Source organism: Georhizobium profundi, assembly GCF_003952725.1.
Classification (GTDB): Bacteria; Pseudomonadota; Alphaproteobacteria; order Rhizobiales; family Rhizobiaceae; genus Georhizobium; species Georhizobium profundi.
Genome location: NZ_CP032509.1, coordinates 3,359,336 through 3,384,373 on the forward strand (window position 1 = coordinate 3,359,336; position 25,038 = coordinate 3,384,373).

The following is a 25,038-nucleotide window of genomic DNA, read 5'->3' on the forward strand; positions in this document are numbered from 1 at the left end:
TCGAATTTCGAACTGGACCAGAAGGACAACAAGAATGAACGCCTGGAACTTTCGGATCCGGTCCAGAGATCGGGACAAAGAGACCGACAGGCGGCGCCTCGACCGCCTTGCGGAACTATCGACGACCCTGTTCCACGAAGTGCGGCGCGAGAGCGACGGCATTCGTCGGCGATACGAAGCAGCCGTGGGGGACGCCGCCTTCGCGATGGAAGCGCAGGCCGCCGAAAGCGATCAGCGCAAACTGGAAGGTCGTATCGATGATCTGACTGACACGGTTCTGTCTTGCGAAGCGCGCCTGCGGGATCTCGATGTTCAGGCCGAATTCTATCAGGACATTCTGCAGCGGATTGCCACTTACCGATCTTCGAGCGACGTTTGACGAAAGCCGTCTTGCGGCACGCTGCGCAACGCCTTCTGGCTCGTGATCACGAGGTAGGCGGTGAGGAACATGATGCCAAGAAGCTTGAAGCTTTCTTCGATGAACACCTGCCCCGCGAACTCGACCGGCACGACATCGACGACCATCGAACAGCCGAATGCCGCGACGCAGGCGACCAGCAGCAGCCATGGCGTTCTTCCCTGCAGAAGCCAGGCTCGATAGCACGTCGCAGCCAGCAGAATGGCATGGGGACCGAGCACCAGGATTTCCGGGATACCGGTCGCTGCAATCGATTCATGCAGCATTAGAAGATCGTCCAGGCCCATGACCGCGGCAAAGCAGCCTCCGGCCAGGAGCAGACCGCTGAACGCCTTTTCCTGGGTATGTCTTAGGGCAGCGAAGGCCTGAAGCGCGCCAACTGCTCCGGCAATCCACAGGACGATCCCGAGATTTGAGACGAGGCCGAAATAGTTCGGATTGTTAGCGATCGCGTTGGGATCGCGCACCAGCTGATAATGGTCCACGCCCCACCATTGGTCGGCGACCAGCACGAGCGCGCAGATTGCAGCGGCGACGATGACGATGCCTACCCCAACCTTGATATCGTCGGATGCGATCGGCAGTCGCGAAGAGGCAATGCGAACCGCAGGTACAGCCATGGCCGACAATCTCCATCGCAACGCTACACGCCACGTCGAGGACGATCATCATGCAGTTCATGACAGTTTTGTGACGTTCATTGCGACAGTTGCATGATGGATCTGTCGGCTCCTGGAAACGCAGGTGTCGTGGTAGGCCTGCAGCTCTGCTAGCGTGGAACGATGAGCAGCCCAACGCACCAGCATTGCAGCCTCGTCGTTCCGGCGCTTCGCGAGCGTAATGGGCAATTGACCGACGTACTGCTTTCGGGCGGGCGAACTGTCAGCGTTTACAACATAGCCTGGGGCCAGGATCTCGGTGACGATTTCGAACATGTCACGACAAATATCTCACCCGGCATAGGCGGCGCGACCGTCGACATGTTCTTTACCGACGAGATCGAAAAGGTCGTTGCCCCCGAAACCGGCGCGGTGATCTGGCGATCGGACGGCACGCCCACCGTCCGATAGCTGCGCTGATCAGGGCCACTCTGAATGGGACTTGACGGACCCCGCAATGACCTCTGACATGACTGCTGCTAACGGCTGAGAAAAATCCTCAGCCTGCATCGTCCGGGCAGGCTTCGTCGGCAGCTGCGGCAGACGTTTCCTCGCCCTGCTGCTGCGCCGCTACGTCATCGGAGGACATTGCCTGGTCTTCGTTGGCTTCCAGCGGCATCGTCGATCCATCCTTGGCGACGCTTCCCGTTTCCGCATTGGCGTTCGCATCCGCCGCACCTTCCAGAGGCGCGATCGATCCGTCCTTGGATATAGCTCCTGCGGCATTTGCTTCAGTGTCGGCGCATTGTGCGTAGGCCGCTCCACTGGAAACGGCGAGTGCGGCAATCATTGCTGCGACTGTCATGATCTTGGACATCGTACATCTCCTTCTCCGTGAGGAGACGGAACAGGCCCGGATGCGCGATGTTCCGGGGCAGTACCAAAGGGCTGTATGTCTGCTGTCGACGGACGGACCTTCGGCCGTGGAGCTTGTGTCGTCCTAAGAGGCGATCAGCATTCGGCCCGCGTTTAATCGGGCCGAATGCGCCGACAGTCTCGGCCGTCATGCCGTCGGCACGGTACCGCCATCGATGATGAATTCGGCACCGTTGATGCTCGCTGCCCGGTCGGATGCGAGGAAGGCAATCAGGTTGGCGATCTCGTCCGGAGTGGATGGTCGGCCGATCGGGATGCCGCCGAGCGAGGCCATGATCAGCCGCTTGCCTTCTTCCACGCCGCCGCCGTGCTCGGCGCCAAGCCGCTCGGCGAGGCTCACGGAAGCCTCCGTCTCGATCCAGCCGGGTGACACCCGGACGACGCGCACGCCGCGCGGTGCAACCTCTTTCGACAGGCTCTTGCTATAGGTCGAGAGCGCAGCCTTGGCGGCGGCGTAGCCGGTAGTTGCTTCCGGCAATGGCAGTGCCGCCTGGATCGAGGTGACGTGGATGACAACGCCGCTTTTGCGATCGAGCATCCCGGGCAACAACGCGCGATCGAGACGGACGGCCGGCATCAGATTGAGATCCAGTTCCTTCTTCCACTCACCGTCGTCGAGTGCCGCGAACCCGCCAGCCGGTGCGGATGATCCGCCCAGCATGTGGACGACGACGTCGACACCGCCCATCTCGTCAAGCACAGCGGCAGCGAGCGTCGCGCAACCTTCAACGGTCGTCAGGTCCGCTTCGACGAACGCAATGTCGTCATCGAAAGGCTGAGGCTTGGTGCGTGCGCTCGTCATGACGCGGGCACCGAGCGAGCGGAAGAGCGCCACTGTCGCAGCCCCTGCCCCCTTCGTGCCGGAGGTCACGAGCGCGCGCTTACCCGCAAGACTGATGAACGGCGTCATGGCACGATCTCCAGGTTCGCAATCCTGTCGCCATCGAGGACGAAGAAATAGCGCAAATCGACGGGGCTTCCCGGAAAGTCACCGACGAGGCGGCTCGTGACGACCTTCCGGCCAGCACTGTCCGCGATCGCAAAAGGCTCTGTCGTGTAGTTGTATTCGCTCGACGCGTTCGCCTTCCACTCTCGGATCGCATCGCGCCCGACATGCGTTCTTTTCTCATCGCGCACGACGGCGTCTTCCGTGAAGAGCGCGGCCACGTCTTCCGCGCTTCCGGTTCTGTCTGTTTCGAAATATTCGGCGATGACCTTGGGCAGATGCGGACCCATGACTGTTCTCCTTTGATGGCATCGGCTGACATCAAGGTAAGGCTGGACGACTCTCGCGATAACTGGGACAAAGGCGGACGAGGAATTTCGAAAAGCGGGACAATGCGGGACGGTCTGATGGAACTCGAGGCGGTCATCGCGATCGCCAACAAGGGCTCGTTTCGCGCAGCGGCGCTTGATCTCGGTCTGTCGACCACCGCGCTGAGCAACCTCATCGGCAAGCTGGAGAAGCGGCTGGGCGTGCGCCTCTTCAACCGGACCACGCGCAGCGTTTCACTCACGGACGCCGGTCGCCAATTCGTCCAGCAGGTCGGTCCAGCGCTGCGGGAAATCCAGCAGGCCATGGCGGTCGCGCGCTCGCAGCAGGACATTCCGTCCGGCACCTTGCGCATCAATGCGTTCCCGACGGCTGCGCGGGAAATTCTCGCCCCGCTCGTCCTGGCGTTCGTTCGGCGCTACCCTCAGGTTCACGTCGACCTCGTCACGGAGGGGCGGATCGTCGACATTGTCGCCGAAGGGTTCGATCTCGGTTTGCGCAGTGCCGACCTCGTTCCGACCGACATGATCGCGCTTCCGGTGGGGCAGCCTCAAAGCTTTGCCGTCGTTGCGACGCCCGCCTATCTCGAGGCGCGGGGCGCGCCGATGGTCCCTCCGGATCTCTTCACCCATTCCTGCATCCGCATCCGCTTGCCCAACGGCGCGCTCTATCGCTGGCACTTCGAGAAGGAGGGGGATGCAGTTCAGATCGATGTTCAAGGACCCATCACGCTCGATGAGGCGAGCCTTGCCCGCATTGCCGTGCTGGAGGGAACCGGCATCGGCTTTTTCATGGAAGCCGATGTGCGCAATGACATCGCCGCCGGGCGCCTGGTGCGCCTGCTTCAGGACTGGACGCCGCAGCGCGCGCCGCTCTGCCTCTACTATCCGGGGCGCCGCAACCCGTCGGCTGCGTTTCGCGCTTTCATCGACATGGCTCGCGCGACCGCGTCGGTGGGCAAAATCTAATCAATTGCCTCAATAAAAACCCGTTACGCAATGCGATCCAACAGCTGTGCCAGAATGCATCAGTGCCGCCTTGGATGCGTCTCCGAAGCAATCGAGCAATTGCGTTCGCGAATTCTGTCGACCACTGTAGGCTCAATTGATTCGACCCTGAAACGATCGACATGCGGCACGAAAAAGCGAATGGGAAGGCGCGCCTCGTCAGCGCAACTTCTATTGCCTTACTTGGCTTTATTCTCGCCGGGTGCGGAACGCCGACGGATCTGCAGCGTGCCTCCACCAATGAGCGCATCGGCGCCGTCAAAGCGCTGGTCTTGCCGCCGCCCGGTGGCCCTTCGGTCGTCGATGTCGTGGAACGACGCTATTCCAACGCGATCCAACAGGATGTTGCGCTGTCGGCGGCCTCCAACGTTCCCGGTCAGAACCTGCTGCGCGTCCAGCTTTTCGGGCCGATGGGCACGGAGGCAGGGCAGACGTCTCTGTCCAACCTGCCCATCACGGAAACGACGATCCAGCGCGAAATGCGCGCCGCATTTCCTGGCGTGGCGATGCAGCGCTCGCCGCTTTATGCGCAAAACAGCTTCGGGCCGTTTGGCTATGCGGTGGGGCGCAGCGGGCGCGATTTGTGCCTTTACGCCTGGCAGCGGGTGACCGGGCCGACGAGAGCCGCACCCTTCTCGCCGCGCGGAACGATGCAGACGCGGCTGCGCCTGTGTCAGACGGGAGCAAGCGAACAAGCCCTGCTTTCCGTGATGTACGGCTATACCGTGACCGGCGGTTTTCCGGCAGCGGGCTGGAACCCGTTTGGCCCACCGCCGCCGCCCGACCCAAGATTGGGCGTGACAGGCAAGCCCGTGTTTCCGGCAGTTCCACAGCGTATGGAAACGGTTCTCGAGCCGGAGCCCGAGCCCATTCGACGCCCCGTCAGCCGCCGCGCTGTAGCACCCGGCCCGGCGCCCGCGCCTGCACAGGTGCCGGTCACTGCGCCCGTCGTGCGTGGCCCGATCGTGCCGCCGCCGCCGAGCGCTGCGACGGCTGTTCCCATTGTTCCAGCACCTCCGACAGTCGCCCCGGCACCTTCCAACGAGACGTCACCGCGTCAAATACAACCTTAAGTGATTTATTTCTTTATCTATAACACGCATTGATTGCTCTCTCGCTTTAAGATTGGTTAAGCATGACAACGGATTTCGGAAAACCCGCGCAAGCGGCATGGCGTATATCCGCCGAGAATTGTCAGCCAATCTAAGGATTGGGGCGACATGAGATGATCACTATCGTGCCGGGACCCTTCTGATGGCCAAGCCCCTGTTTGCGTTCGTCTGGCTCATCGCGGCCGCCTGCATCGTCTTCATCGTCTCATTACCGATCAACCTGCAGACGCACTTGATTGCCGGCACGATCGTGCTCCTGATCATGATCCTTCTGAAGCTTTTCAAATCGGAAGGCACTTGGCGGCTGGTGGCGCTGGCGTTCGGCACCGCCATCGTGCTGCGCTATGTCTATTGGCGCACGACCAGCACGCTGCCGCCGGTCAACCAGCTGGAAAGCTTCATTCCCGGCTTGCTGCTCTATCTGGCCGAAATGTACAGCGTCTTCATGCTGTTCCTCAGCCTCTTCATCGTTGCGCGGCCCCTGCCCTCGCGCCCATCTCAGCCGGTCGACGAGGACGACCTGCCGAGCGTCGATGTTTTCATCCCGTCCTACAATGAAGACCCGGTGCTTCTGGCGGACACGATCGCGGCTGCAATGGCGCTCGATTATCCGGCCGATCGGCTGACCGTATGGCTGCTTGACGACGGTGGCACGGACCAGAAGCGCAATTCCGACAACGTCATCGAAGGCCAGATTGCAGAAGCGCGGCGCGCCAATCTGCAGAAGCTCTGCGCAGAGCTCGGCGCTCGCTATTTGACCCGCGCCCGCAACGAGCACGCCAAGGCCGGCAACCTCAACAACGGGCTCGACCATTCGACGGGTGATCTCGTCGCGGTGTTCGATGCCGACCACGCACCTGCGAGGTCGTTCCTGCGCGAGACGGTAGGCTACTTCAACGAGGACAAGCGACTGTTCCTCGTCCAGACGCCGCACTTCTTCCTCAATCCCGATCCGCTCGAGCGCAATCTGAAGACGTTCGAAAAGATGCCGTCGGAAAACGAGATGTTCTACGGCGTCATCCAGCGCGGTCTCGATAAATGGAACGCGGCGTTCTTCTGCGGCTCGGCGGCGGTGCTGCGGCGCGAGGCGCTTCAGGAAAGCAACGGCTTCAGCGGCATTTCCATCACCGAGGACTGTGAGACGGCCATCGAGCTGCACTCGCGCGGCTGGAACAGCGTCTATGTCGACAAGCCGCTGATTGCCGGCCTGCAGCCTGCGACCTTCTCGAGCTTCATCGGGCAGCGCTCGCGCTGGGCGCAGGGCATGATGCAGATCCTGCGGTTCCGGTTTCCTCTGCTCAAGCGCGGGCTCTCCTTTCCGCAGCGCCTTTGCTATATGTCGTCCACGCTGTTCTGGCTGTTTCCCTTCCCGCGCACGATCTTTCTCTTCGCGCCGCTGTTCTACCTCTTTCTCGATCTTCAGATCTTCACGGCTTCGGGCGGCGAGTTTCTCGCCTACACGCTCAGCTACATGGCCGTGAACCTGATGATGCAGAACTACCTCTATGGGTCGTTCCGTTGGCCCTGGATCTCCGAGCTCTACGAATACATCCAGACGGTCCACCTTCTGCCGGCAGTGATTTCGGTCGCGCTCAATCCGCGCAAGCCGACGTTCAAGGTGACCGCGAAGGATGAAACGATCACGACGAGCCGCCTGTCGGAGCTGTCGCGGCCATTCTTCGTCATCTTCGGCGTGCTGCTGATCGGCGTCTTCGTGACGGTGTGGCGCATCTATGCGGAGCCCTACAAGGCAGATGTCACGCTGGTCGTGGGTGCCTGGAACCTTCTCAACCTGGTCATGGCAGGAGCGGCGCTGGGTGTCGTTGCCGAACGGCGCGAGCGGGCGGCGACCCGGCGCGTCCAGATCAACCGACGGTGTGAATTCGGCGTGGGCGACATCTGGGTGCCTGCCACGATCGAAGACGTCTCCGTCAACGGCGCCCGCCTCCGCGTCAGTGGCCACAGCGCGCTTGCCGCCGTCGACACCGGCCAAGCCAGCATCCGCTTCACGCCGCATTGGAGCACGGAGCCGGAAATCCTGCCGGTCACGATCCGCAACAAGGACCGTGAAGGCGACGCGGTGGCCATTGGCTGTTCCTTTGTGCGCATGAAGACCGTGCATCACCGCATGGTCGCCGATCTGATCTTCGCCAACGCAAGTCAGTGGACCCATTTCCAGGCCTCGCGCCGGCGCAATCCCGGTGTTCTGCTCGGAACAGCATGGTTTTTGCGCCTTGCGCTTTATCAGACCATCCGCGGCATCACCTATCTGTTCCGCACCGGAGATTCCGCCGTGGGCGCCCCTGCGCAAGCGAAGAGGGCACGCGCATGACGCGCACTGCAATCGCCCTTGCAGCACTGCTCCTCGCCGCCGATGCGCATGCGCAAGGCACGCCGTTCGACATGTCGCCCGAACGACCGATTATCGAGGAAGATGTCGCCCCCGAAGCACCTGCATCGCCGGAAGTCTCGACACCGGAGCGCGAAACGTCGGAGCCGGCAACGCCCCAACCCGTCGAGCCGCCTTCGCTCTCTGATCCAGACGGTCGTTCCGATGCGGATACGGAGCCGTCGGCCTCGCCTGCCCCAGAGCCGTCCGAGCCCGCAACATCCGCCGAAGCAGACACGCTTCGCTATCTCCTGCCGGAGCCGTTGCTGAGGCTGAATGGTGAAGGCAGTCGGCGCAACTGGGCGATTTATTTGACGGAGGAACAGGCAGCTTCAGCTGTGCGGCTGAACGTCGGCTACCGCAACGCCGTGGTCGTCGCGCCGGAAGCGTCGCGCCTGTCCGTTTCCATCAATGGCGTGTCCGTTCTCCACGAAAGCATCCAGGCGCCGGGCAACCCGGGCGAACTCACCGTCGATCTGGCTGCCGGCGTGTTGCAGCCGGGACGCAACGAAATCTCCGTTCAGGCGGTGCAACGGCACCGGACGGATTGCAGCATCGAATCGACTTACGAGCTCTGGACCGAGCTCGACGGAGCACGCACGTTCCTCGCCTTTCCGACATCCGACGCAATCGGCCTCACAGGCGTGGAAGATCTGCGCGCGCTCAGCGGCGACATGAACGGCAGCGCCGATATCGCGATCATCGCACCCGTTCTGGCCCGCAGCGACATCGGCGCCGAACTGCTGCGACTGACCCAGGCGATCGCGCTCTCGTCCAGCTTTCCGGATCCGCAGTTTTCCGTTGCGCCGAACGAGGATGGGCTGATCGACGGCCCGGACCTGCGCGTTTTTGCTGGAACAGCGGAGGATATCGCAGACCTGGCCGAGATCGAGCCCGCGCAGATCAGCGGCCCGACGCTCATGCTTGTCGATGGCGAAGGCAACACCTCGCCCAAATTGATCGTGACCGGCCAGACCCAGCAGGAATGGCTGACAGCCATCACGCAGATTGCGCAGCAGGTGGATCGGCCGGCCGGCGCACCGCGAGAATTTCTGACAACCGAGACGAATTGGACTCCGAATGCGCCGATGATCTACGAAGGGCGCGCCCTTAGCTTTGCAGAACTCGGTATCGGTTCGGAACAGTTCTCGGGACGCCGCTACGCCCGCGCCTTCCAGTTTGCCGTGCCCTCGGACTTCTATGCCGGCTCCTATGGACAGGCGCGGATATTGCTCGACGCCGCCTACACGGGTGCCGTTCTGCCGGGCGGGCTGATCAACGTCTACGTCAACGGCAACATCGCGACATCCGTACCCATGACCGCGCGGCGCGGCGCGGTCCTGCGCCAGTTTCCCATCAAGGTCACGATGGAGCACTTCAAGCCCGGCGTGAACACGGTGCTGTTCGAGGTCGACCTCATCACCCGCGCCGACGAAGTCTGTGCGCCGGGTGCCACCACCGACACCACGCCGCGTTTTGCGATCTTCGACACGTCGCAGTTCGTTCTTCCGGACTTTGCACGCATCGGCCAGATACCCAATCTCGCCGCCGTGGCCGGCACCGGCTACCCGTACAATCTGTCCCAAGACCCTGTGCCGTTGATGATCGGCCGGGGATCCACGGCGAGCCTTTCGGCAGCTGCAAACTTTTTGGCGCGCATGTCGGTCGCGAGCGGGCGCATCGTGCCGACGCAACTGGTCATGTCGGCAGAAATCGCCCGCGACCGGAGCGCGATCTTCTTCGGCACGCCGGCAAGCATTGCTGGCAGTGTTTTGACGCAGGTCGGGATCGACGCGCAAGCCGCCACGAACTGGGCGCCGGCGCGCTCTACCGGCCAGATCGGCAGCCCCGTCGCCGGTGAAAGCGTTCCGGTGACGATGGAGGCCTGGCGCGGTCAGATGCAGGCAGGCTGGATCGCGCGCACCACGGAGTCCTTGCGCAATTGGGCTTCGGAAACCTTCAACATCACCAGCGACATGCTGCGCTTCGCGCCTGAGCAGGACGCCCCCTTCGTGCCTGCCGAAGGGGATACGATGGTCGTTGCGCAAAGCATCAATCCATCGGGGACCGGCACCTGGACGGTCGTGACGGCACCGGATGAAGCGGGCATGCAACAGGGTGCACGCGAACTCGTGCGCAATACAAACTGGAGCCAGCTGGCCGGCCATCTGACCGCCTTCTCCGCTGACGGTCTGCCGGGGCGGGTGCTTGAATCCGGGACAATTTCACTGATCGAGTCGCAGCCGCCATCCTTTGCAAATTATCGCCTTATCGCCGCGAACTGGCTTTCGTCGAACATCCTGTCCTATGCGCTTGCACTGGTTTTCGTGTGCATCGTCGTGGGGGCTGCGACGTCGGGCCTGCTTTCGCGGCTTGGGAGACGCCGTTGAAGCGCCATGCCGTTGCCGCCGCATTTCTCGCACTTACCACCGGGCCAGCGATGAGCGAGAGCGCGCCGCCCATCAGCGACGCCGAGTGGTCGCTCTACAGCAGCCGCTTCGTCACACAGGAAGGCCGCGTGCTCGACGATGCCAATGACGGCATCAGCCACAGCGAAGGACAGGGTTACGGGCTGCTGCTCGCACAGATTGCAGGAGCTCGGGCCGATTTCGAGCGTATCTGGACATTCACGCGCAACGAGCTTTTGCTGCGCGACGACGGATTGGCGGCCTGGAAATGGCAGGCCGACGCGACGCCGAACGTCACCGACATCAACAATGCCACCGATGGCGACATTCTGATCGCCTATGCCCTCGCGAGGGCCGGCGCAGGGTGGGAGGATCCACGCTTCACCGAAGCCGCGACGCGCATGGCGGAGGCGATCGGCATGCATTTGACCTTCGAGCACGAGGGGCAGCTTCTACTTTCGGCCGGGGCCACCGGTTTTTCAGCCGAGGAGCGCGAGGACGGGCCGATCGTCAATCTCTCCTATTGGGTGTTCGAGGCGTTTCCGGTGCTTGCCGATCTGGCGCCTGACACAGATTGGGATGCCATCGGGCAAAGCGGCGTCGCTCTTGCGGCACGTGCGGGCTTCTCCGATCGCCAGATGCCGCCGGACTGGTTGTCACTTGCGGGCGAGCCTCGACCAGCCGACGGATTTCCAGCGGAATTTAGCTATAATGCCGTGCGAATCCCGCTCTACCTGATGCGAGGCGGGATGGGCGACGCGACTTATCTCGACGGATTGCGCGACGGCATGGTGGGTGACGACGGGGAATTGAACTTGATCGACCTGACGACGGGCGACGTAACGGAAACACTGAGCGATGCCGGCTATCGGATCATTCCCGCGATGATCTCCTGCGTCGTCGACGATGTTGCGATCCCATCCGATCTGCGTACCTTTGCGCCGACCGTCTACTATCCCTCCACGCTTCATCTTCTGGCACTCTCGCATCTGCGCGAGAACCATTCGGGATGCCTCGAATGAAGGCGCGCACGGCAGCTCTCGCCTTCACGGTCAGCCTGGCACTGGCCTCATCGGCGCTGGCACAGAACTGGCAGATTCTAGAAGGCGCGCGTCCGGGCGAACCGACCGGTGCGGTCTCGCCGGCGCAACCGTTCGCGGCGCAGGAGCAGCCCGCTCCCACACAGGAGCCTCCGGTTGTCGCACAAGTTCCGGCTCAGGTACCGGCACCGGCATCGGCACCTGCGGCGGATCAGCCGATGCCCGTCATCGACGAGACGGCGCTTCGGTATTTCGCGAGCCAGGGCGATACGCGACGGCTGGAGATCGAGATCGCGCGCCTGCGGGCTCTTTATCCGCAGTGGACCCCGCCGGCCGACCCTCTCGCGGTGCCGGAGAATGTCGACTCCCTGCTCGAAGCGATCTGGATGCTCTATTCGCAAGGGCGGTTTGCCGAGGCACGCGAGGCGATCGCCACGCGCCAGATGAACGACCCCAACTGGGAACCGCCCGTCGACCTTCTCGACCGCTTGACGCTGGCCGAGGCGCGCGAGCGTCTCGTCAACGCGTCCAATCTCGACCAATACGAAACGGTCATCCGCATCGGCTCTTCCAATCCGGGACTTCTGACCTGCAGCGAAGTCGACGTGCTGTGGCGGGTGGCCGAGTCTTTCGCGATGACAGAGCGTCAGGGACGGGCGCGCGACGCCTATCGCTACGTGTTGACCAATTGCGATAACACGGCGGAACGGCTTGCAACAATGCAGAACGCTGCGCAGCTGCTGAGCGCCGAGATGCGGGACGAATTGCTGGCGCTCGAGCGTTTCGACGATGCCGGTGCCGGCGAATTCGCGCCGGTGCGCGACACCATTGCACGCGATGCTCTGGCGGCGGCCGGCGAGGACGATACGATCGTGGTCGATGCGGAAACGCTCGCCCGCGTCGAGCGGCTCGCACGCCAAGGCGACGGGGGGAGCGATGCGCGTCTGCTCGGCTGGTACTATCTCGGCCATGACGATGCGCAAACGGCTGAAGAATGGTTCCGCATGGCCTTCGAGCGCAAGGCGGAAGGGGATGCGGCCGAGGGCCTGGCCCTGGCGCTGATCGCCCTCGACCGCTTCGCCGATGCGGAGGACATCGTATATCCCTACCGCGACGAAAACGAAGAGCGGCGCGGCGTCTATCTCGCCGCCTCTGCCAATCTGCTTGCCATCGAACCCCGCGTCGTGCTCAGCGGCGATGTTCTGACCCGCATCGTCGGCGAAGTTGCCGAAGCACGCAACGCGCCGGCGGCTCAGCAGCTTGGCTGGTATGCGCGCGCCTATGGCCAGCACGAGACGGCCGGGCAATGGTTTTCAAGCGCCCTGCAGTTCGACCCCGAGGACGAGGCTTCCGCCTACGGCCTCGCTCTCACTCGGTTTCAGTTGGCTGATGCAGCTGGGCTCGCGGAACTAAAGCGGCTGTGGGCCGGGCGATCGGAGCGGATCATGCTGGTCGGCACGCCGCAGGCCGAAGCTGCCCCTGCACCGCCCTCTCTCGCACCTGCCGTCTCGCCTTCACCGGCTTCGGCTCCCGCCCCTGCGCCCGCACAGGCCGCTCCCCTTGCCACCACCGAACCCATGACAACGCCGCTCGCCTATACGGCCGAGGAGCCGGTACAGCAGGCTCCGCCGCAGGCTGCACCCGTCATGGCTGCCGCTCCCCGTCCGCGGGCAATCCAGCAGGCTCCTGCGCGCGCGACCGGCGGCTGCACCCAAACGCTCAATCCCGAATCTCTTTCGCCCGCCTCAGCGCTTGCGCGCGGCTGGTGCCTGATGGACATCAACCGCCCGCTCGAAGCTGCGAAGGCTTTCGAAGTCGCGCTGAGGGGCCAAGGCGACACGGCCAGGGATGCTGCCTATGGCCAAAGCCTTGCCTATTTGCGCGCGGGTCTCGTCGACGAAGCGGCCGTTGCGGCGGCGAGCGCGCCGATGACGGCCGAGCGCGCCGGCGAACTTCAAGCCAATATTCTTTCAGAGCGTGCTTCAGGCGCCTTCGAGCAGCGCCGCTACGTCGAGGCGTTGATGGCGCTCGACCAGCGCGCGCAGATCGCGCCGGAGCGCAACGACCTGATGGTTCTGCGCGGCTACGCCTATCTGAACCTCCGGCGCTACGGCGATGCGGAGCGCGTGTTCCAGGCCGTCGCGGGCACCGGAAACCGGGATGGGCTTCGAGGCCTGGCCGCCGTTCGCGAACAGACGGGCCGCCAGCGCTAGGTTCTTTGGATGCCACGGCGCAGCAACTAAGGCAGGCAAACTCTTTTCGTGCCCCGCGAAACAGGAATGCCACCTTAAGGCATTGAGAGCATGATCTGTCGGAACACCACCGCCTGGCGCTGGTTTGCCCCGTAAGACGGCTTCTGGCATCGCGCCGGTGACAGCGATGCGGATGACTTCATCCATTTCAAAAGACCAATGGCCGGAAGGCAATATCATGAACCACCAGGATGACTACCAGTATCCACCACTCGAACCGTGGCGCGTCGGCATCAAAGGCCGTTGCCCGCGCTGTGGTGAGGGTCATCTGTTCAATGGTTTCCTGAAGCTCGCGCCGCGGTGCGAGGTGTGCGGACTTGATTATTCCTTTGCGGATCCAGCCGACGGGCCTGCTTTCTTCGTGATCATCTTCGGCTGCGTGCCCTCGATCCTCTTTGCCGTCTGGGCCGAAGTGTCTTTTCAGCCGCCCTTCTGGTTCCACCTCGTCGTTTCGCTGCCGCTGATCCTTGCGACGTGCATTCCGCCGCTTAGGCCGCTCAAGGGCTGGCTCGTCGCGAGCCAGTTCCACCACAAGGCCGAAGAGGGCAAGCTGGTTCGGCGGAACGACTAGTCGGTCTCCGCCTCCGATACTAACGGTCTGGCACGATCAGCCGGCTGACCGGCCCTTGAGCGCAATGCCTGATGCGCTTCCGGACCCCAGCTGAAACTCGCTGTAGTTCGAAACCTGGACGTGGTGCGTCGACAGAGGATGAGCGTGCGTTGCCGTTATGACGACGACCGCGCAACCAGCCGCCTCCGCGGCGGTGATGCCTGCTGGAGCATCCTCGAACGCCAGACAGCGCACCGCGTCCGCACCGAGGCGCTGCGCTGCCATCAAAAAGCAATCGGGAGCGGGCTTGCCCTTTGCGACATCTTCGGCGGTGATCATCTGTGGCGGCATCGGAAGCCCCGCTGCCGAAATCCTGCGCTCGGCCAGTGCGCGGGGCGCCGATGTCACGACAGCCCAGCGATCAGCCGGCAGGGACGCCAGGAAATGTGCCGCGCCAGCGATCGGCTCTACGCCTTCCGTATCGTCGATTTCGGCGCGCATGATCTTGGCTGCTTCCACCTCGGCGTCGATGCCCGGCAGGTTCAGCCTACGGATGGTGTCGATGGCACGCACCCCATGGATCGTCGGCAGGAAAGCGTCGAGATCGAGACCGTGCCGCAGTGCCCAGGCACCCCACACACGTTCCGAGGCCTTGATCGACGTCAGGATCGTGCCGTCCATATCGAAGAGGACTGCATCAAAGGTTCTGCTGAGGAAATGGTCGTGAAAGTTCATATTTCGGCGTCCTATCGATGTCGCGACGACGATAAGCTGATCAATCGTCGACGCTTAAATACTTGGATATGCGCGGGAACAAAATGGATACAATTGAGTTACAGCTAATGGATGAAGCCAAACGGGATGCTTCATGCCGAATTGCCTGCCCGTAAATAACGGGGTCAGGCCAAACAAGCTCCTGTCGGAACATCGATGACAAAATTGAAAGCACTCGCTGCTGCTGCGATCACACTCGCGCTCGGCAGCGGACCGGTCATGGCCGCATGCAACATTTCAGACACCCAGCTCGAGCAGGCCATTCTCGAAAAGCCTGAACTGCGCGATCCGGAGAACCGCTATCTCGTGCTTGACCTGCGTGCGCTACGCGACGCTGCATATCTGCTCTGGGTGTATGGCATGGAACGAGACTGCGAACGACTTGTCGGCAACATACGCGAACTGATCGCTGCTCCGGCCATGGGCCGCATGGGCAACAACGATGAGGACGCGGCCGATCAGCAGCTGGCCGCAAGTCAACCCGAATGGCACCGGCTGGGCCAAATTCAGGGAACGAGGGGAGCACCAAATGAGGGAGCACTGGTGAGCCTCGCCGATCTCGACCCTGGGCTTCTTGCCAGTGAGATTGTTGGCGCAGAAGTGCGCACGTCGGACGACATGATCGTCGGTGAAGTGCGCAACGTAATCATTGGGACACGCGATCGCTGGGACTATGCCGTGGTCGCTTCTGGCGGCTTCTTCGTGCCGGGCGAGGACAGCCTGGTTGTGCCGCTTCGATATCTCGTGATCGATCAGCAGCGGCGAAGCTTCTTCTTGCGCATCTCGAACGAGCAAGTGCAAGCGGTGCCGCTCATGCCCGATCAAGACTACAAATGGCTGGACGACGAAAGCTGGCGTGCGACCAACGATGCGATCTTCCAAAGCCTCGTTCCGGAAGCTGCTTTGCTCGAAGATGCGACCCCGTTGAAACCTATTCAGCAGTAATCGGCTGCTAGGTCGCTCAGAATGCCGGGCCGCCGATGGCGGCTTAGTCCATCCGTCATCTCACGACGACGCCTCGGACAGTTGAACCTGCGCGGCCTTGGAGACCCGCTCCTGCATCTCGCCGCCGTCGTGGCGGTTGAGCGTCAGGGTGCACTTTTCTAGGGTATTCCAGTCGGGGCCGCGCTCCATGAGCATGTGCAATTCGATCAATTCCTCCAGGTAGTGGGTCGTTTCGATCAGTCCATTGGCCGAATTGTACTCCACCACCGCCTTCCAGCGCTTGTCACCGTGAAGCGTATGCACGTTGCTCATTGGCGGAACTCCATCTGGCTGCCGACATGGTGAAGAGACAGATCGGACCCCTAGGGCCGAACCCACCATGCATGCGCTTATAATTCGGATAACGGCTCTGATCTTCTATCTTTTCGATCGCAACAGCAAGCGCACCTGCATGGCTTTGCCGCGTTAAGATCGCATTGGGGAACAGGCTCTATCATTCGCGCCGGGGCATCGGCGCAGCTGACGGGGCAAGCGGTTGGATATGGACAATTTCACATTCCTGCCGCCGCTGGTGATGCTGATCTTTGCGTGCGCCTATCTGCTCGTGTGGTTCTATGGATCGCGCGTCGCGATCTGGTGGGCGCTCGGCTTCGTCGGGCATGCGGTCGCGTTCGCCGGTGAAGTTGCGTTCCAGCCGCTCGGCGACGAAATGCGCACGCTGCTCGTCGATGCGGTGTTCATCCTCTCTTATCTCGCGCTTTCGCTCGGGCTATCGGCGCATTTCGCGCAGCGGCTTCAGGTCGGCCGTCGGATCCTGCTTTCCCTGGTCGGATTCGGTCTCGTCGTCTATGCAATCTTCGCAGCGGAAAGCCTGCGTTTCGAGCTTCTCGCCGTCGATTTCACATGCGGGCTGCTGTTGCTTCTCCCGATCGCACGCCTTGGTGGCTGGCCCCGGCAGATGGTGGACAGGGTTCTGGTCGTTCTCGCCGTCATGGCGACTCTCGACTTCGTCGGCCGCGCCCTGGTCTTCGCCGCGATCGCTCCAGCCGATTCAAGCTTTGCGACCTACGCAACGTCTTTCTATGCCTATGCGGCACAGGTGAGCGGAACGCTGATCGGGCTCAGTTTCGCGCTGGTCGGGCTTGGCGCGGTCGCGCTGGACGTGCTGGACCGCTATCGCGACGCGGCGGAGACGGACTATCTCACAGGCTTGCTCAACCGGCGCGGCTTCGAAAACATGACGCTCGCCCATATCGACAGGATGAGCGAGGGGGCCGTCATTCTGTGCGACATCGACCGCTTCAAGCGGATCAACGATCTCTATGGCCACGCTGCCGGTGACGGCGTGATCGCCGGTTTCGCGGCACTCCTGAAGCATGCCCTCCCCACGACAGCGCACGCCGCACGGTTCGGCGGCGAGGAATTCGTGATCTTCCTGCCGACGCATTCCAATCTTGAAGCCACGAGCGTGGCCGAAACCATCCGGGAAGCTTTCGGCGAAACCGACTTCTCGATGATCGGCATCAGGGAGCCGATCACGGCAAGCTTCGGTATCGCGAGCATCCGCGCGGTCGATCGCAGCATCCACGCTGCCATCAGCCGGGCCGATGCGCGCATGTATGTCGCCAAGAGCATGGGGCGAAACCGTGTCGTGGCCGACGACACCCCGGCACCTGCGGAAAGCGGTCACGCAGCTTCGGTGTCGGCAGCCGCCTGAGAGCAGCCAGCGTCGCCATCTGTTACGAGCCTATCGCCGGAACAGGAAGACCGCGACGGTCGAGGCACCGATGAAGACCGCGAGAATGCCCGCCGGCAGCTCGGTGGGCGCGAAGATGATGCGGCCGACCCAATCCGAAAATGCCACAAGCGCCGAGCCGATGAGCGCTGCCGCGATCACCTGATGGCGTCCGCGGCGCAGGCCAGCGAGGTTGGCGACATGGGGTGCAAGCAGGCCGACAAAGCTCATCGGCCCGATGACGAGCGCGGCGGCACCCGTCACGATCGCCGAAACAATCAGGATGGTGAAGCGAACGGCGCGGATGGGCAGACCGAGACCGCGCGCCGCCTCGTCGCCGAGCGGCAGGATATCGAGCCAGCGCGAGAAGGGCAGCACGGCGACGAGGCTCGCGATCGAGATCACGGCCACGGCCAGAGCGAGTTCCATCGTCGCGCGATAGGTAGAACCACCCATCCAGGCCAGCACCTGTGACGAGCGCGGATCGCCGAGCGCCAGGAAGAGGAGCACGACGCCGTCGAGAAGAGCGGTCACCGCGATGCCGATCAGCAGCAGGCGTTCGGCCTGGAAGCCGCGTCGGCCTCCCAGCACCATCAGAAGCGCCATGACGGTCAACGCTCCACCGATCGCTCCAAGCAGTTGCAGCCCGACGCCGGCGGTCGACGACAGGAGCAGAGACACGATGAGGCCGACGGCAACGCCGCCGCCGACGCCCAGGATTTCGGGGCTCGCCATCTGGTTGGCGAACAATCGCTGCACCAGCGTTCCGGCAACGCCGATGCCGAGACCGGCAGCCGCCGCGGCGATGACGCGCGGCAGGCGCCACTCCATGGCCCCTGCCCCGACATCGAAGCCGAAGGTGAGCCCTTCCGGACCGCGGCCAACCAGCAAGGCAGCGCCGAGCACCGCTACGAGGACCAGCGCCGCCACCATCAGGGCCTGCATGGGCCGCGCCGATACGGCGGAGGTCACGGAGGCGACGCGGCCGCTGCCCTCAAGCGCGATGGCCGGAAGCCGGCTCAGGAGCCAGATCATGATCGGAGCACCGATCAGCGCCGTCACCGCGCCGGTCGGCAGCAAGGCCGATTGTCCGGGCGTTGCAAGCTGGATGGCCTGATCGATCACGAGCACGAGCAGAGCGCCGGCAATCGGCGCGCCGATCAGCCGCGACGACAGGCGTTCGGCACCGGCAAGGCGCGCCAGATGGGGAGCTGCGAGACTGATGAAGGCAATGACTCCGACGCTTGCCACAACGCTCGCGGAGAGAAACACCGCCACGCCGAGCAGCAGCGGGCGGGCGAATTTCAATGAAACGCCGAGACCACGCGCCGCATCGTCGCCGAAGCCGAGCAGCAGCAAGGCGCGCGACAGAAGCGCAACGATCAGGATGCAGGCGGCGAGCCTTGGCACGAGAAAGCCGACCGAGCTCCAGTCATCCTGCGCCAGCGACCCCGCACCCCAGATGAAGAGCGAGGTGAGATATTCTTGATTGAGCAGCATCAGGAGGCTCGAGACTGCGCCGAGCGCGAAGCTGACCACGAAGCCGGTAAGAATAAGCGTCAGCGGATCGCCGCGGTAGCGCCTTGCGATCAGCGCGATCAGGCCCCAGGCCGAGAATGCACCGGCGACCGCGAAGAATTCCGGATGCACCGATTGAAGCGTTGGCGCGAGTAGAAGCCCAAGCGTCAGCGCCAGATGCGCGCCGGCGCTGACGCCTAACGTTTCAGAGGCTGCGAGGGGATTTTGCAGGACCTGCTGGAAGATGACGCCGGCCAGTCCCAATGCCGCACCGGCCAGGAGTGCCGTCAGCAGACGCGGCCAGTAGGCGTAATTGAGGATCAGGCCATCGGTCAGCGGCAGCGCCTCACCACCAAACAGACCGGATAGGCCAGTCGTGGGCAGCAGACGGTCGAGATTGAGCAGGACAAAGGCTGCGACCAGCACTGTGCCTGCGCCGAGCAGGACGAAGCCGGTCCGCGAGATGGAGGGATCAGAGCGCATTGGCGCGCTCCAGGAAGTCCGCTTCGTTGAGAAGCAGATCGGCGAAGCGGCCTGCCGATGGCAATGCGCCGAACTGCCAGACGGGCGGGATCAGGCGATAATTGCCGGGAGCGAAGGCGGGGAGCTGGCCGAGCAGGCTGCGGCGTTGAGGATCTTCGAGTTTCAGTCGCACCGATTCCGGGATCGGCTCGACGATCAGCATCGCGGTGTCTTCCATGCGGGCCAGATTTTCGATGGAGGCCATTGCGAAGCCCCAGAAATTGCCGGCCTCTGTCCATGCGTTGGAAAGGCCGGCACGTGCCATCACGTCGTCGAACAGGCTGCCCTTGGTGAAAACGCGCACGTGGCGGTCGTCCATGAAGCTCACCATCAGCACGGACTTCGTCGCCCGACCGGCGATGCGCTCCTCAAGCGCTGCAATCCGGCGATCGGTGTCGGCGATCAATTCTGCCGCGGCCTCCTCGCGGCCCGTCATCTCGCCGAGCTCACGGGCGGCCGCCACTGCATGGTCGAACGGCGTCAACTCACTCGTGTAGATATCGAGCGAGCGGGTCGGCGCAATGCGGCTGAGGATAGGATCGATCGCTGCGAGCTGGCTGGTGACTGCGATGACATCCGGCTTTGCGGCTGCCAGGAACTCCAGGCTTGGCGTGACGCGCAGGCCGAGCTCGGCAGTCTCCGGCGGCATGGGTGGGGTCTTCACCCATGCATCGTAGCCGGCCATCTCGGGCAGGCCGCTTGGCGGCGCGCCGATGGCGGCGAGGGTTTCGGCAAGGCCCCAGTCGACTGCGATCACACGTGGCGCGGCCGTCTGGGCAGCTGCCAGCACGATCGGCGAGGCGAGCAGAAGCGCCAGAAGCCACGCGGCTCGTCTCATCGGATGAACCCGATGGGTCGCCCGGTTGTCGGATGCGGCATCGTCGACATGTCGATGTCGTAGACAGCGCTCAGAATTTCCGGTGTGATGATTTCGGCCGGCGTGCCGCTGGCGATGAGCTTGCCGTTCTTCATGGCAAGCACCTCGTCGCAGAAGGTGGCGGCGATGTTGATGTCGTGGAAGGCCATGACGATGCCCAACCGGCGCGCGCGGGCAACGCCGCGCAGAAGCTCGAGCAGGTGCGCCTGATGGGCGATATCGAGCGCGGCTGTCGGTTCGTCGAGCAGCAAGAACCGGCCGGCCTGCGCCACCATCATCGCCACCCAGACGCGCTGGCGCTCGCCGCCCGACAGCGTATCGACGAGCCTGTCGGCAAAATCCGCCACGTCGGCAACGCGCATCGCCTCCTCGATGGCTGCCTGATCTGCCGAGGATTTGCGGCGGAAGGGGCCGTGCCACGGGTAGCGCCCGAGCGCGACAAGATCCTTCACGCACAATTGCTGGCTGGAGGGCAGCTGCTGCGGCATGTGGGCGACGCTGCAGGCGAAAGCGCGCGCGGCCCACTCGCCGAGCGGGCGCCCTGCATAGTGGACCCTGCCCTCGCTCGGCTCATGATGGCGGGCCAGAATGCGCACAAGGGAAGTCTTGCCCGCGCCGTTCGGGCCGATCAGGCCATAGATGCGGTTGGCTTCAAACCGCTTCGTTATGCCGGAGAGAATCCGCGCCGGGCCGATCGTGAGGCCGACATCGTCCAATGTGAAGCTCGCAGCGTCGAGCGCTACGGGCTTCCCTGTCAACGGCGAGGCGGAAAGGGCCGTCATTGGACGATCACCAGCGGTAGCTCAGCGTCAGGCCGACTTCGCGGCCTTCGCCGTAGAAACATGCGGTAGGGCTGCTGCAGCCGGCGACATAGGTTTCATCGAAGAGGTTAGAGACGTTGAGCGCGGCCGCGAACGCATCCTTTTCGTAGCGCAACGCGGCATCGACGAGCACGGTGTCACCGACTTCGAGCGTGTTGGCGGTGTCGGCATAGGAGCGGCCGACATAGCGAACGCCGCCGCCGACGCTCACGCCTTCGAGCGCGCCTTGCGGGACGGTGTAATCCAGCCAGAGAGATGCGAACTGCTCCGGCGCGGCGGTCGGCACATTGCCGATCTCGACCGGATTGCCCTCCTCGATCGTGAGATCGTACCAGGTGTAGGAGCCGACGAACTTCAGATCCGGCGTGATCTGGCCGGCCGCTTCCAGTTCAAAACCTTGCGAATTCACGGCGCCGATCTGGCGATTGAAGTTGATGCCGTCGGACGTCACGACGTTCTCGCGCGTCAGGTCGAAAACGGAAAGGCCGATGTACCCGCCGCCCAGAAAGGCAGGCTGGTACTTCACGCCGGCTTCGTACTGGATCCCCGTTTCCGGATCGAATGCCGCGCCCGAGACGCTGTCGGTGCCGATAACGGGCAGGAACGAGCGCGAAACGCTGACATAGGGCGAGATGCCGTTGTCGAAGCCGTACATCAGCCCCGCACGGCCTGAGAGCGCTTCGGAGGATTGGGAGCTGTCGGCGCCGATATTGTTGTCGATATCGGTGTCGACGAAATCGGACCGGCCGGACAGGACGAGATCCCAGTTTCCGTATTCGATCTGATCCTGCACGTAGAGGCCGAGCTGGCGCTGGACCGTGCTCTGGTCGCTATAGCGCGTCGTCGGTGCGGTGATGCCGGAATAGACCGGGTTGAGAAGATCGAGCGACGGGGCGAAGTCGAAACCGGCCTCGTCATCGAGATCGAAGCGGGCATAGTCCACCCCGAAAAGCAGCGTGTGCGAAAGCGGACCCGTTTCGGCTAGGAATTCCGCCTGGTTGTCGACCGAGAACAGGCCGAGTTGCGGCGTCGTGATGAAGTTGAAGCGCGCCAGATCGGCGTTCGTGGCGGTGGGCGAGCCGGTCGCGTAACCAACGCCATAGACATTGGTGAAGTCGATGTCGAGATGCGCGTAGCGCAGGTTCTGACGCACCGTCACCCGGTCGTTGAAGCGATGCTCGAATTCGTACCCCGCCATGGCCTGGGTCCGCTTGAACGCATCGTATCCGGGCTCCGACGTGAAGGTTTCCGGATCGATCCGGCCGAAGGGCGCGTCGACCTCGGTGCCGACATAGGGCAGGAAGTTCTGGCCATTGGTGCTGAAGGCCTGAACATTGGCGTATAATTCGAGCGTCGTATCCTCGCTCGGCGTCCAGATGAGCGACGGCATGATGGCGAAGCCATCGTCGTCGATGAAATCATATTCGGTGTCGCCGGCATTGCCCGAAGCCACGAAGCGCCAGGCCCAATCGCCGGAGCGCCCAGCAACGCCTTGTGCGTCAATGCCGAAGTTCCCGCGGCCATGCTCGTTGATGCCGGTCGTGATCTCACCGCCGATCTCCCCCGTCGGCCGCTTGGTGACCATGTTAATGAGGCCGCCGGGGTTGGACGAGCCATAAAGGGAGGAGGATGGGCCGCGCAGCACGTCGATACGCTCGAGCAGATAGGGGTTCATCTTCCAAGTGGCGAAACTGTCGCTGGATTTCAGCGCGAGGCCGTCGACGAAATAGCTGCTCACCTGGGAGGTAAAGCCGCGCAGCAGGAACCAGTCGTTACGGGCATCATTCCCGAATGTTTCGGAACGAATGCCCGGTGAATAGCGCGTCGCTTCGGTGACCGTGCGGGCCGCCGTGTCGGAGATGAAGTCGGCGCCCACGACGCTGACGGCCTGCGGCGTTTCGATGATCGGGCGACCGCCCTTGGTGGCGCTGACGCTCGCCTCGGCGGCATAACCTTCGAACGGCCCCTGCCCGTCGTCGAAGACGCCCTGCACTTCGATCGATTCCAGTTCGGTGGGCGTTTGCGCAAGTGCTGACACTGGCAAGCAAACGCCAGTCAAAAGCGCCAATCGAAGCAGTGTTTTGCAGGACGTTGCGGCCATCATGTTCCCCTGGCGATGTGGCCGCCACCGCCAAGGGCATGTGAAACGACGCCCCCCGATGGCCTAGCCAAGGGGCGCGATATTAAAGTTGATGATCCGAGTCAACTTCAAACTTGAGTTTACCGCTCCAGAAAGGATCAGCCGCCGAAGACATGGGCTGCGACGAAAACCCAGAAGAGCGTCGACAAAACCGCCAGCGGCGTCGACATTGTCATGGCCGTCGAGGCGAGGCGCTGGCCGGTGTTGAACTTGTTGGCGATCAGCCAGGAATTGACGCCTGCGGGCATCGAGGCCGAGACGACGGCGACCTGCGCGGTTAGCGGTGGCAAATCCAAGATAAGCGCCATGACAAGGACAACCGTGGGCATCACCATCAGCTTGAGGAAGGTCAGCGCTGCGGCGGGCATCAGGTGTCCGGCAAGTCCGAAATTGCGCAGGCTCATGCCCATGGCGAAAAGCGCCAGGGGGGCTGCGATATCGGCGAGGCTGTTGACGAGACGGCTGCCGAGCGAAGGCAGTTCGAGGCCGATCAGGCGCCCGATCAGCCCGCAGAGAATGCCGACGATCAGCGGGTTTCGGATGAGTTGCAGGCCGAAGCTGCGCACGAAAGCGACGATCCCGATCGAGCCCTTCGACACTCCATCCTTGTGCTGCGCCCATTCGAACAACAACATCGACACAGCCATCAGGATCACCAGATGGATGGAGATGATCAGGCTCAGCAACAAGAGGCCCTCGGGCCCGTAGATGCCGGCGATCAGCGGGAGGCCAAGAAGGACCAGATTGGCAAAGGCGGATGTCACGCCGGCCACGACGCCTGCCCGTGCGTCTCGCCCGAACACCTGACGGATGGTGATGTGCCCAAGCGTCCAGGTGACGGCAATTCCTGAGAAATAGGCGATCCACAGCCCCCAGGGCAGACCGGAGCCGAAGTCGGCTGCGAGCAGCGTTCTGAAGAGAAGCATCGGCAGAGCGACGGAGACGACGAAGGTGCTGAGCCCCTCGCCCGTCTGGGCTTTCAAAAGACCGAGAGCGGCCGCACCATAACCGATGACGATAAGGGCAAAGATGAAAAGGATCGTCTCGACGAAGGGCGGCATGGCAGACTTTGGGAGGTGGGGCAGCGAAGGCGATTGTGCCAGCGATAGGGGGCAAAGCTTGCTTACGCCCGCAATTTGCGCCTGTACACCCTTGCTGCCAGGCAATCACGCGTCTGACCCCGACGAAGATTGCAGCAGCCTCGAAGGCATGGCAAACGCTAACCCGACGCAGCTGCCTTCCTGGACGCCTCTCGGCTCCAGCAATCCCAGGACCATCTCCTTTGACCGAACTTATAGGCCTGTTCTTTTCCGCCATGGTTTCGGCAAGCATCTTGCCCGGAACTTCCGAGGCTGTGCTCATCTATCTCATCAGCACCGGGACGACCGCGATCTGGGTGCTCGTGGTAGTGGCGACGGTCGGCAACGTGGCGGGATCGATCATCAACTGGATCCTCGGTCTCTATGTGGAGCGCTTTGGCGATCGGAAGTGGTTCCCGGTTTCGCCCGACAAGCTCGACAAGGCGCAACGCTGGTTCAGCCGATACGGGGTCTATGCACTCCTGTTTTCATGGGTGCCGCTGTTCGGCGACGCGCTGACGCTTTTTGCCGGCGTGATGAAAACCAAGCTGCTCACATTCATCATTCTCGTGGCGATCGGTAAAGGTGCACGCTACATCGTCATCGCCTACACGACCTCGGCCATTGCGCGCTGAGCCACCGG

23 protein-coding genes are annotated in these 25,038 nt (G+C 63.0%); 12 read left to right on the forward strand and 11 right to left on the reverse strand.

What is annotated here, in order from left to right; translation table 11 throughout:
- Positions 1–34 precede the first annotated feature (34 nt).
- Entirely contained in the window at positions 35–379 is a 345-nt protein-coding gene (locus tag D5400_RS16175) for a hypothetical protein (protein ID WP_126010947.1), read from the forward strand.
- Here the strand turns inward: D5400_RS16175 and D5400_RS16180 are convergent.
- Positions 355–1,038, reverse strand: coding sequence for a hypothetical protein (locus tag D5400_RS16180; protein WP_126010948.1), 684 nt, complete (start codon positions 1,036–1,038; stop codon positions 355–357). The genes D5400_RS16175 and D5400_RS16180 overlap by 25 nt on opposite strands.
- A gap of 162 nt (positions 1,039–1,200) precedes the next feature.
- On the opposite strand from D5400_RS16180, the gene D5400_RS16185 reads away from it, so the two are divergent.
- The gene (locus tag D5400_RS16185; RefSeq protein WP_126010949.1) at positions 1,201–1,488 is read left to right on the forward strand and encodes a hypothetical protein; all 288 of its coding nucleotides are present in this window, start codon (positions 1,201–1,203) and stop codon (positions 1,486–1,488) included.
- Between the two features lie 88 nt (positions 1,489–1,576).
- Here D5400_RS16185 and D5400_RS16190 read toward each other — a convergent pair whose 3' ends face one another.
- The 3 genes from D5400_RS16190 to D5400_RS16200 all read right to left on the reverse strand — a co-directional run bounded on the left by D5400_RS16190 (position 1,577) and on the right by D5400_RS16200 (position 3,189).
- Entirely contained in the window at positions 1,577–1,894 is a 318-nt protein-coding gene (locus tag D5400_RS16190; RefSeq protein WP_126010950.1) for a hypothetical protein, read from the reverse strand.
- 186 nt (positions 1,895–2,080) lie between these two features.
- Positions 2,081–2,863 (reverse strand): SDR family oxidoreductase, encoded by a 783-nt coding sequence (locus D5400_RS16195; RefSeq protein WP_126010951.1) that lies wholly within the window; start codon positions 2,861–2,863, stop codon positions 2,081–2,083.
- On the reverse strand, positions 2,860–3,189 hold the full coding sequence (locus tag D5400_RS16200; protein ID WP_205665475.1) for a nuclear transport factor 2 family protein: 330 nt from the start codon (positions 3,187–3,189) through the stop codon (positions 2,860–2,862). Before D5400_RS16200 ends, D5400_RS16195 begins: the two co-directional genes overlap by 4 nt.
- Before the next feature lie 102 nt (positions 3,190–3,291).
- Here D5400_RS16200 and D5400_RS16205 point away from each other — a divergent pair, with 102 nt between their 5' ends.
- The 7 genes from D5400_RS16205 to D5400_RS16235 all read left to right on the forward strand — a co-directional run bounded on the left by D5400_RS16205 (position 3,292) and on the right by D5400_RS16235 (position 14,005).
- A complete protein-coding gene (locus D5400_RS16205; protein ID WP_205665476.1) occupies positions 3,292–4,194 on the forward strand; it encodes a LysR family transcriptional regulator in 903 nt (300 codons plus the stop codon).
- A 161-nt stretch (positions 4,195–4,355) separates the two neighbouring features.
- Positions 4,356–5,306: a cellulose biosynthesis protein BcsN gene (gene bcsN / locus D5400_RS16210; protein WP_126010953.1), complete on the forward strand. Its 951-nt coding sequence runs from the start codon at positions 4,356–4,358 to the stop codon at positions 5,304–5,306.
- Positions 5,307–5,487: 181 nt separating this feature from the next.
- A complete protein-coding gene (gene bcsA / locus D5400_RS16215; RefSeq protein WP_126010954.1) occupies positions 5,488–7,677 on the forward strand; it encodes a UDP-forming cellulose synthase catalytic subunit in 2,190 nt (729 codons plus the stop codon).
- Positions 7,674–10,124: a cellulose biosynthesis cyclic di-GMP-binding regulatory protein BcsB gene (locus D5400_RS16220; RefSeq protein ID WP_126010955.1), complete on the forward strand. Its 2,451-nt coding sequence runs from the start codon at positions 7,674–7,676 to the stop codon at positions 10,122–10,124. The genes bcsA and D5400_RS16220 overlap by 4 nt, the downstream gene beginning before the upstream one ends.
- A gap of 50 nt (positions 10,125–10,174) precedes the next feature.
- Complete coding sequence (locus D5400_RS16225) at positions 10,175–11,164, forward strand: family 8 glycosyl hydrolase (RefSeq protein ID WP_126013450.1); 990 nt, start codon at positions 10,175–10,177, stop codon at positions 11,162–11,164.
- On the forward strand, positions 11,161–13,395 hold the full coding sequence (locus D5400_RS16230) for a tetratricopeptide repeat protein (RefSeq protein ID WP_126010956.1): 2,235 nt from the start codon (positions 11,161–11,163) through the stop codon (positions 13,393–13,395). Before D5400_RS16225 ends, D5400_RS16230 begins: the two co-directional genes overlap by 4 nt.
- Positions 13,396–13,612: 217 nt before the next feature.
- Complete coding sequence (locus D5400_RS16235; protein WP_126010957.1) at positions 13,613–14,005, forward strand: DUF983 domain-containing protein; 393 nt, start codon at positions 13,613–13,615, stop codon at positions 14,003–14,005.
- A 36-nt stretch (positions 14,006–14,041) separates the two neighbouring features.
- Here the strand turns inward: D5400_RS16235 and D5400_RS16240 are convergent, their stop codons facing one another.
- A complete protein-coding gene (locus tag D5400_RS16240) occupies positions 14,042–14,719 on the reverse strand; it encodes an HAD-IA family hydrolase (protein WP_126010958.1) in 678 nt (225 codons plus the stop codon).
- 195 nt (positions 14,720–14,914) lie between these two features.
- On the opposite strand from D5400_RS16240, the gene D5400_RS16245 reads away from it, so the two are divergent.
- A complete protein-coding gene (locus tag D5400_RS16245) occupies positions 14,915–15,703 on the forward strand; it encodes a PRC-barrel domain-containing protein (RefSeq protein ID WP_126010959.1) in 789 nt (262 codons plus the stop codon).
- Between the two features lie 60 nt (positions 15,704–15,763).
- Here the strand turns inward: D5400_RS16245 and D5400_RS16250 are convergent, their stop codons facing one another.
- A complete protein-coding gene (locus tag D5400_RS16250) occupies positions 15,764–16,015 on the reverse strand; it encodes a hypothetical protein (RefSeq protein ID WP_126010960.1) in 252 nt (83 codons plus the stop codon).
- 229 nt (positions 16,016–16,244) lie between these two features.
- Here D5400_RS16250 and D5400_RS16255 point away from each other — a divergent pair, with 229 nt between their 5' ends.
- On the forward strand, positions 16,245–17,420 hold the full coding sequence (locus D5400_RS16255) for a GGDEF domain-containing protein (protein WP_126010961.1): 1,176 nt from the start codon (positions 16,245–16,247) through the stop codon (positions 17,418–17,420).
- Between the two features lie 30 nt (positions 17,421–17,450).
- On the opposite strand, the gene fhuB is transcribed toward D5400_RS16255, so the two are convergent.
- From fhuB to D5400_RS16280, 5 genes are all read right to left on the reverse strand, one after another.
- Positions 17,451–19,439 carry a Fe(3+)-hydroxamate ABC transporter permease FhuB gene (gene fhuB, locus D5400_RS16260; protein WP_126010962.1) on the reverse strand — a complete coding sequence of 663 codons (1,989 nt, stop codon included), beginning with the start codon at positions 19,437–19,439 and terminating at the stop codon, positions 17,451–17,453.
- Positions 19,429–20,316 carry an iron-siderophore ABC transporter substrate-binding protein gene (locus D5400_RS16265; protein WP_126010963.1) on the reverse strand — a complete coding sequence of 296 codons (888 nt, stop codon included), beginning with the start codon at positions 20,314–20,316 and terminating at the stop codon, positions 19,429–19,431. The genes fhuB and D5400_RS16265 overlap by 11 nt, the downstream gene beginning before the upstream one ends.
- Entirely contained in the window at positions 20,313–21,137 is an 825-nt protein-coding gene (locus tag D5400_RS16270; protein WP_126010964.1) for an ABC transporter ATP-binding protein, read from the reverse strand. Before D5400_RS16270 ends, D5400_RS16265 begins: the two co-directional genes overlap by 4 nt.
- Before the next feature lie 7 nt (positions 21,138–21,144).
- Positions 21,145–23,214 (reverse strand): TonB-dependent siderophore receptor, encoded by a 2,070-nt coding sequence (locus D5400_RS16275; RefSeq protein ID WP_245451570.1) that lies wholly within the window; start codon positions 23,212–23,214, stop codon positions 21,145–21,147.
- 200 nt (positions 23,215–23,414) lie between these two features.
- Positions 23,415–24,377, reverse strand: coding sequence for an AEC family transporter (locus D5400_RS16280; protein ID WP_126010966.1), 963 nt, complete (start codon positions 24,375–24,377; stop codon positions 23,415–23,417).
- Between the two features lie 221 nt (positions 24,378–24,598).
- Between D5400_RS16280 and D5400_RS16285 the strand changes: the two genes are divergently transcribed.
- On the forward strand, positions 24,599–25,030 hold the full coding sequence (locus D5400_RS16285; RefSeq protein ID WP_126010967.1) for a YqaA family protein: 432 nt from the start codon (positions 24,599–24,601) through the stop codon (positions 25,028–25,030).
- Positions 25,031–25,038 lie beyond the last annotated feature (8 nt).

Coding starts and splice junctions, on each gene's coding strand:
- D5400_RS16175 (WP_126010947.1), top strand. CDS start 35: ATGAACGCCTGGAACTTTCGGATCCGGTCCAGAGATCGGGACAAAGAG.
- D5400_RS16180 (WP_126010948.1), bottom strand. CDS start 1,038: ATGGCTGTACCTGCGGTTCGCATTGCCTCTTCGCGACTGCCGATCGCA.
- D5400_RS16185 (WP_126010949.1), top strand. CDS start 1,201: ATGAGCAGCCCAACGCACCAGCATTGCAGCCTCGTCGTTCCGGCGCTT.
- D5400_RS16190 (WP_126010950.1), bottom strand. CDS start 1,894: ATGTCCAAGATCATGACAGTCGCAGCAATGATTGCCGCACTCGCCGTT.
- D5400_RS16195 (WP_126010951.1), bottom strand. CDS start 2,863: ATGACGCCGTTCATCAGTCTTGCGGGTAAGCGCGCGCTCGTGACCTCC.
- D5400_RS16200 (WP_205665475.1), bottom strand. CDS start 3,189: ATGGGTCCGCATCTGCCCAAGGTCATCGCCGAATATTTCGAAACAGAC.
- D5400_RS16205 (WP_205665476.1), top strand. CDS start 3,292: ATGCGGGACGGTCTGATGGAACTCGAGGCGGTCATCGCGATCGCCAAC.
- bcsN (WP_126010953.1), top strand. CDS start 4,356: ATGCGGCACGAAAAAGCGAATGGGAAGGCGCGCCTCGTCAGCGCAACT.
- bcsA (WP_126010954.1), top strand. CDS start 5,488: ATGGCCAAGCCCCTGTTTGCGTTCGTCTGGCTCATCGCGGCCGCCTGC.
- D5400_RS16220 (WP_126010955.1), top strand. CDS start 7,674: ATGACGCGCACTGCAATCGCCCTTGCAGCACTGCTCCTCGCCGCCGAT.
- D5400_RS16225 (WP_126013450.1), top strand. CDS start 10,175: ATGAGCGAGAGCGCGCCGCCCATCAGCGACGCCGAGTGGTCGCTCTAC.
- D5400_RS16230 (WP_126010956.1), top strand. CDS start 11,161: ATGAAGGCGCGCACGGCAGCTCTCGCCTTCACGGTCAGCCTGGCACTG.
- D5400_RS16235 (WP_126010957.1), top strand. CDS start 13,613: ATGAACCACCAGGATGACTACCAGTATCCACCACTCGAACCGTGGCGC.
- D5400_RS16240 (WP_126010958.1), bottom strand. CDS start 14,719: ATGAACTTTCACGACCATTTCCTCAGCAGAACCTTTGATGCAGTCCTC.
- D5400_RS16245 (WP_126010959.1), top strand. CDS start 14,915: ATGACAAAATTGAAAGCACTCGCTGCTGCTGCGATCACACTCGCGCTC.
- D5400_RS16250 (WP_126010960.1), bottom strand. CDS start 16,015: ATGAGCAACGTGCATACGCTTCACGGTGACAAGCGCTGGAAGGCGGTG.
- D5400_RS16255 (WP_126010961.1), top strand. CDS start 16,245: ATGGACAATTTCACATTCCTGCCGCCGCTGGTGATGCTGATCTTTGCG.
- fhuB (WP_126010962.1), bottom strand. CDS start 19,439: ATGCGCTCTGATCCCTCCATCTCGCGGACCGGCTTCGTCCTGCTCGGC.
- D5400_RS16265 (WP_126010963.1), bottom strand. CDS start 20,316: ATGAGACGAGCCGCGTGGCTTCTGGCGCTTCTGCTCGCCTCGCCGATC.
- D5400_RS16270 (WP_126010964.1), bottom strand. CDS start 21,137: ATGACGGCCCTTTCCGCCTCGCCGTTGACAGGGAAGCCCGTAGCGCTC.
- D5400_RS16280 (WP_126010966.1), bottom strand. CDS start 24,377: ATGCCGCCCTTCGTCGAGACGATCCTTTTCATCTTTGCCCTTATCGTC.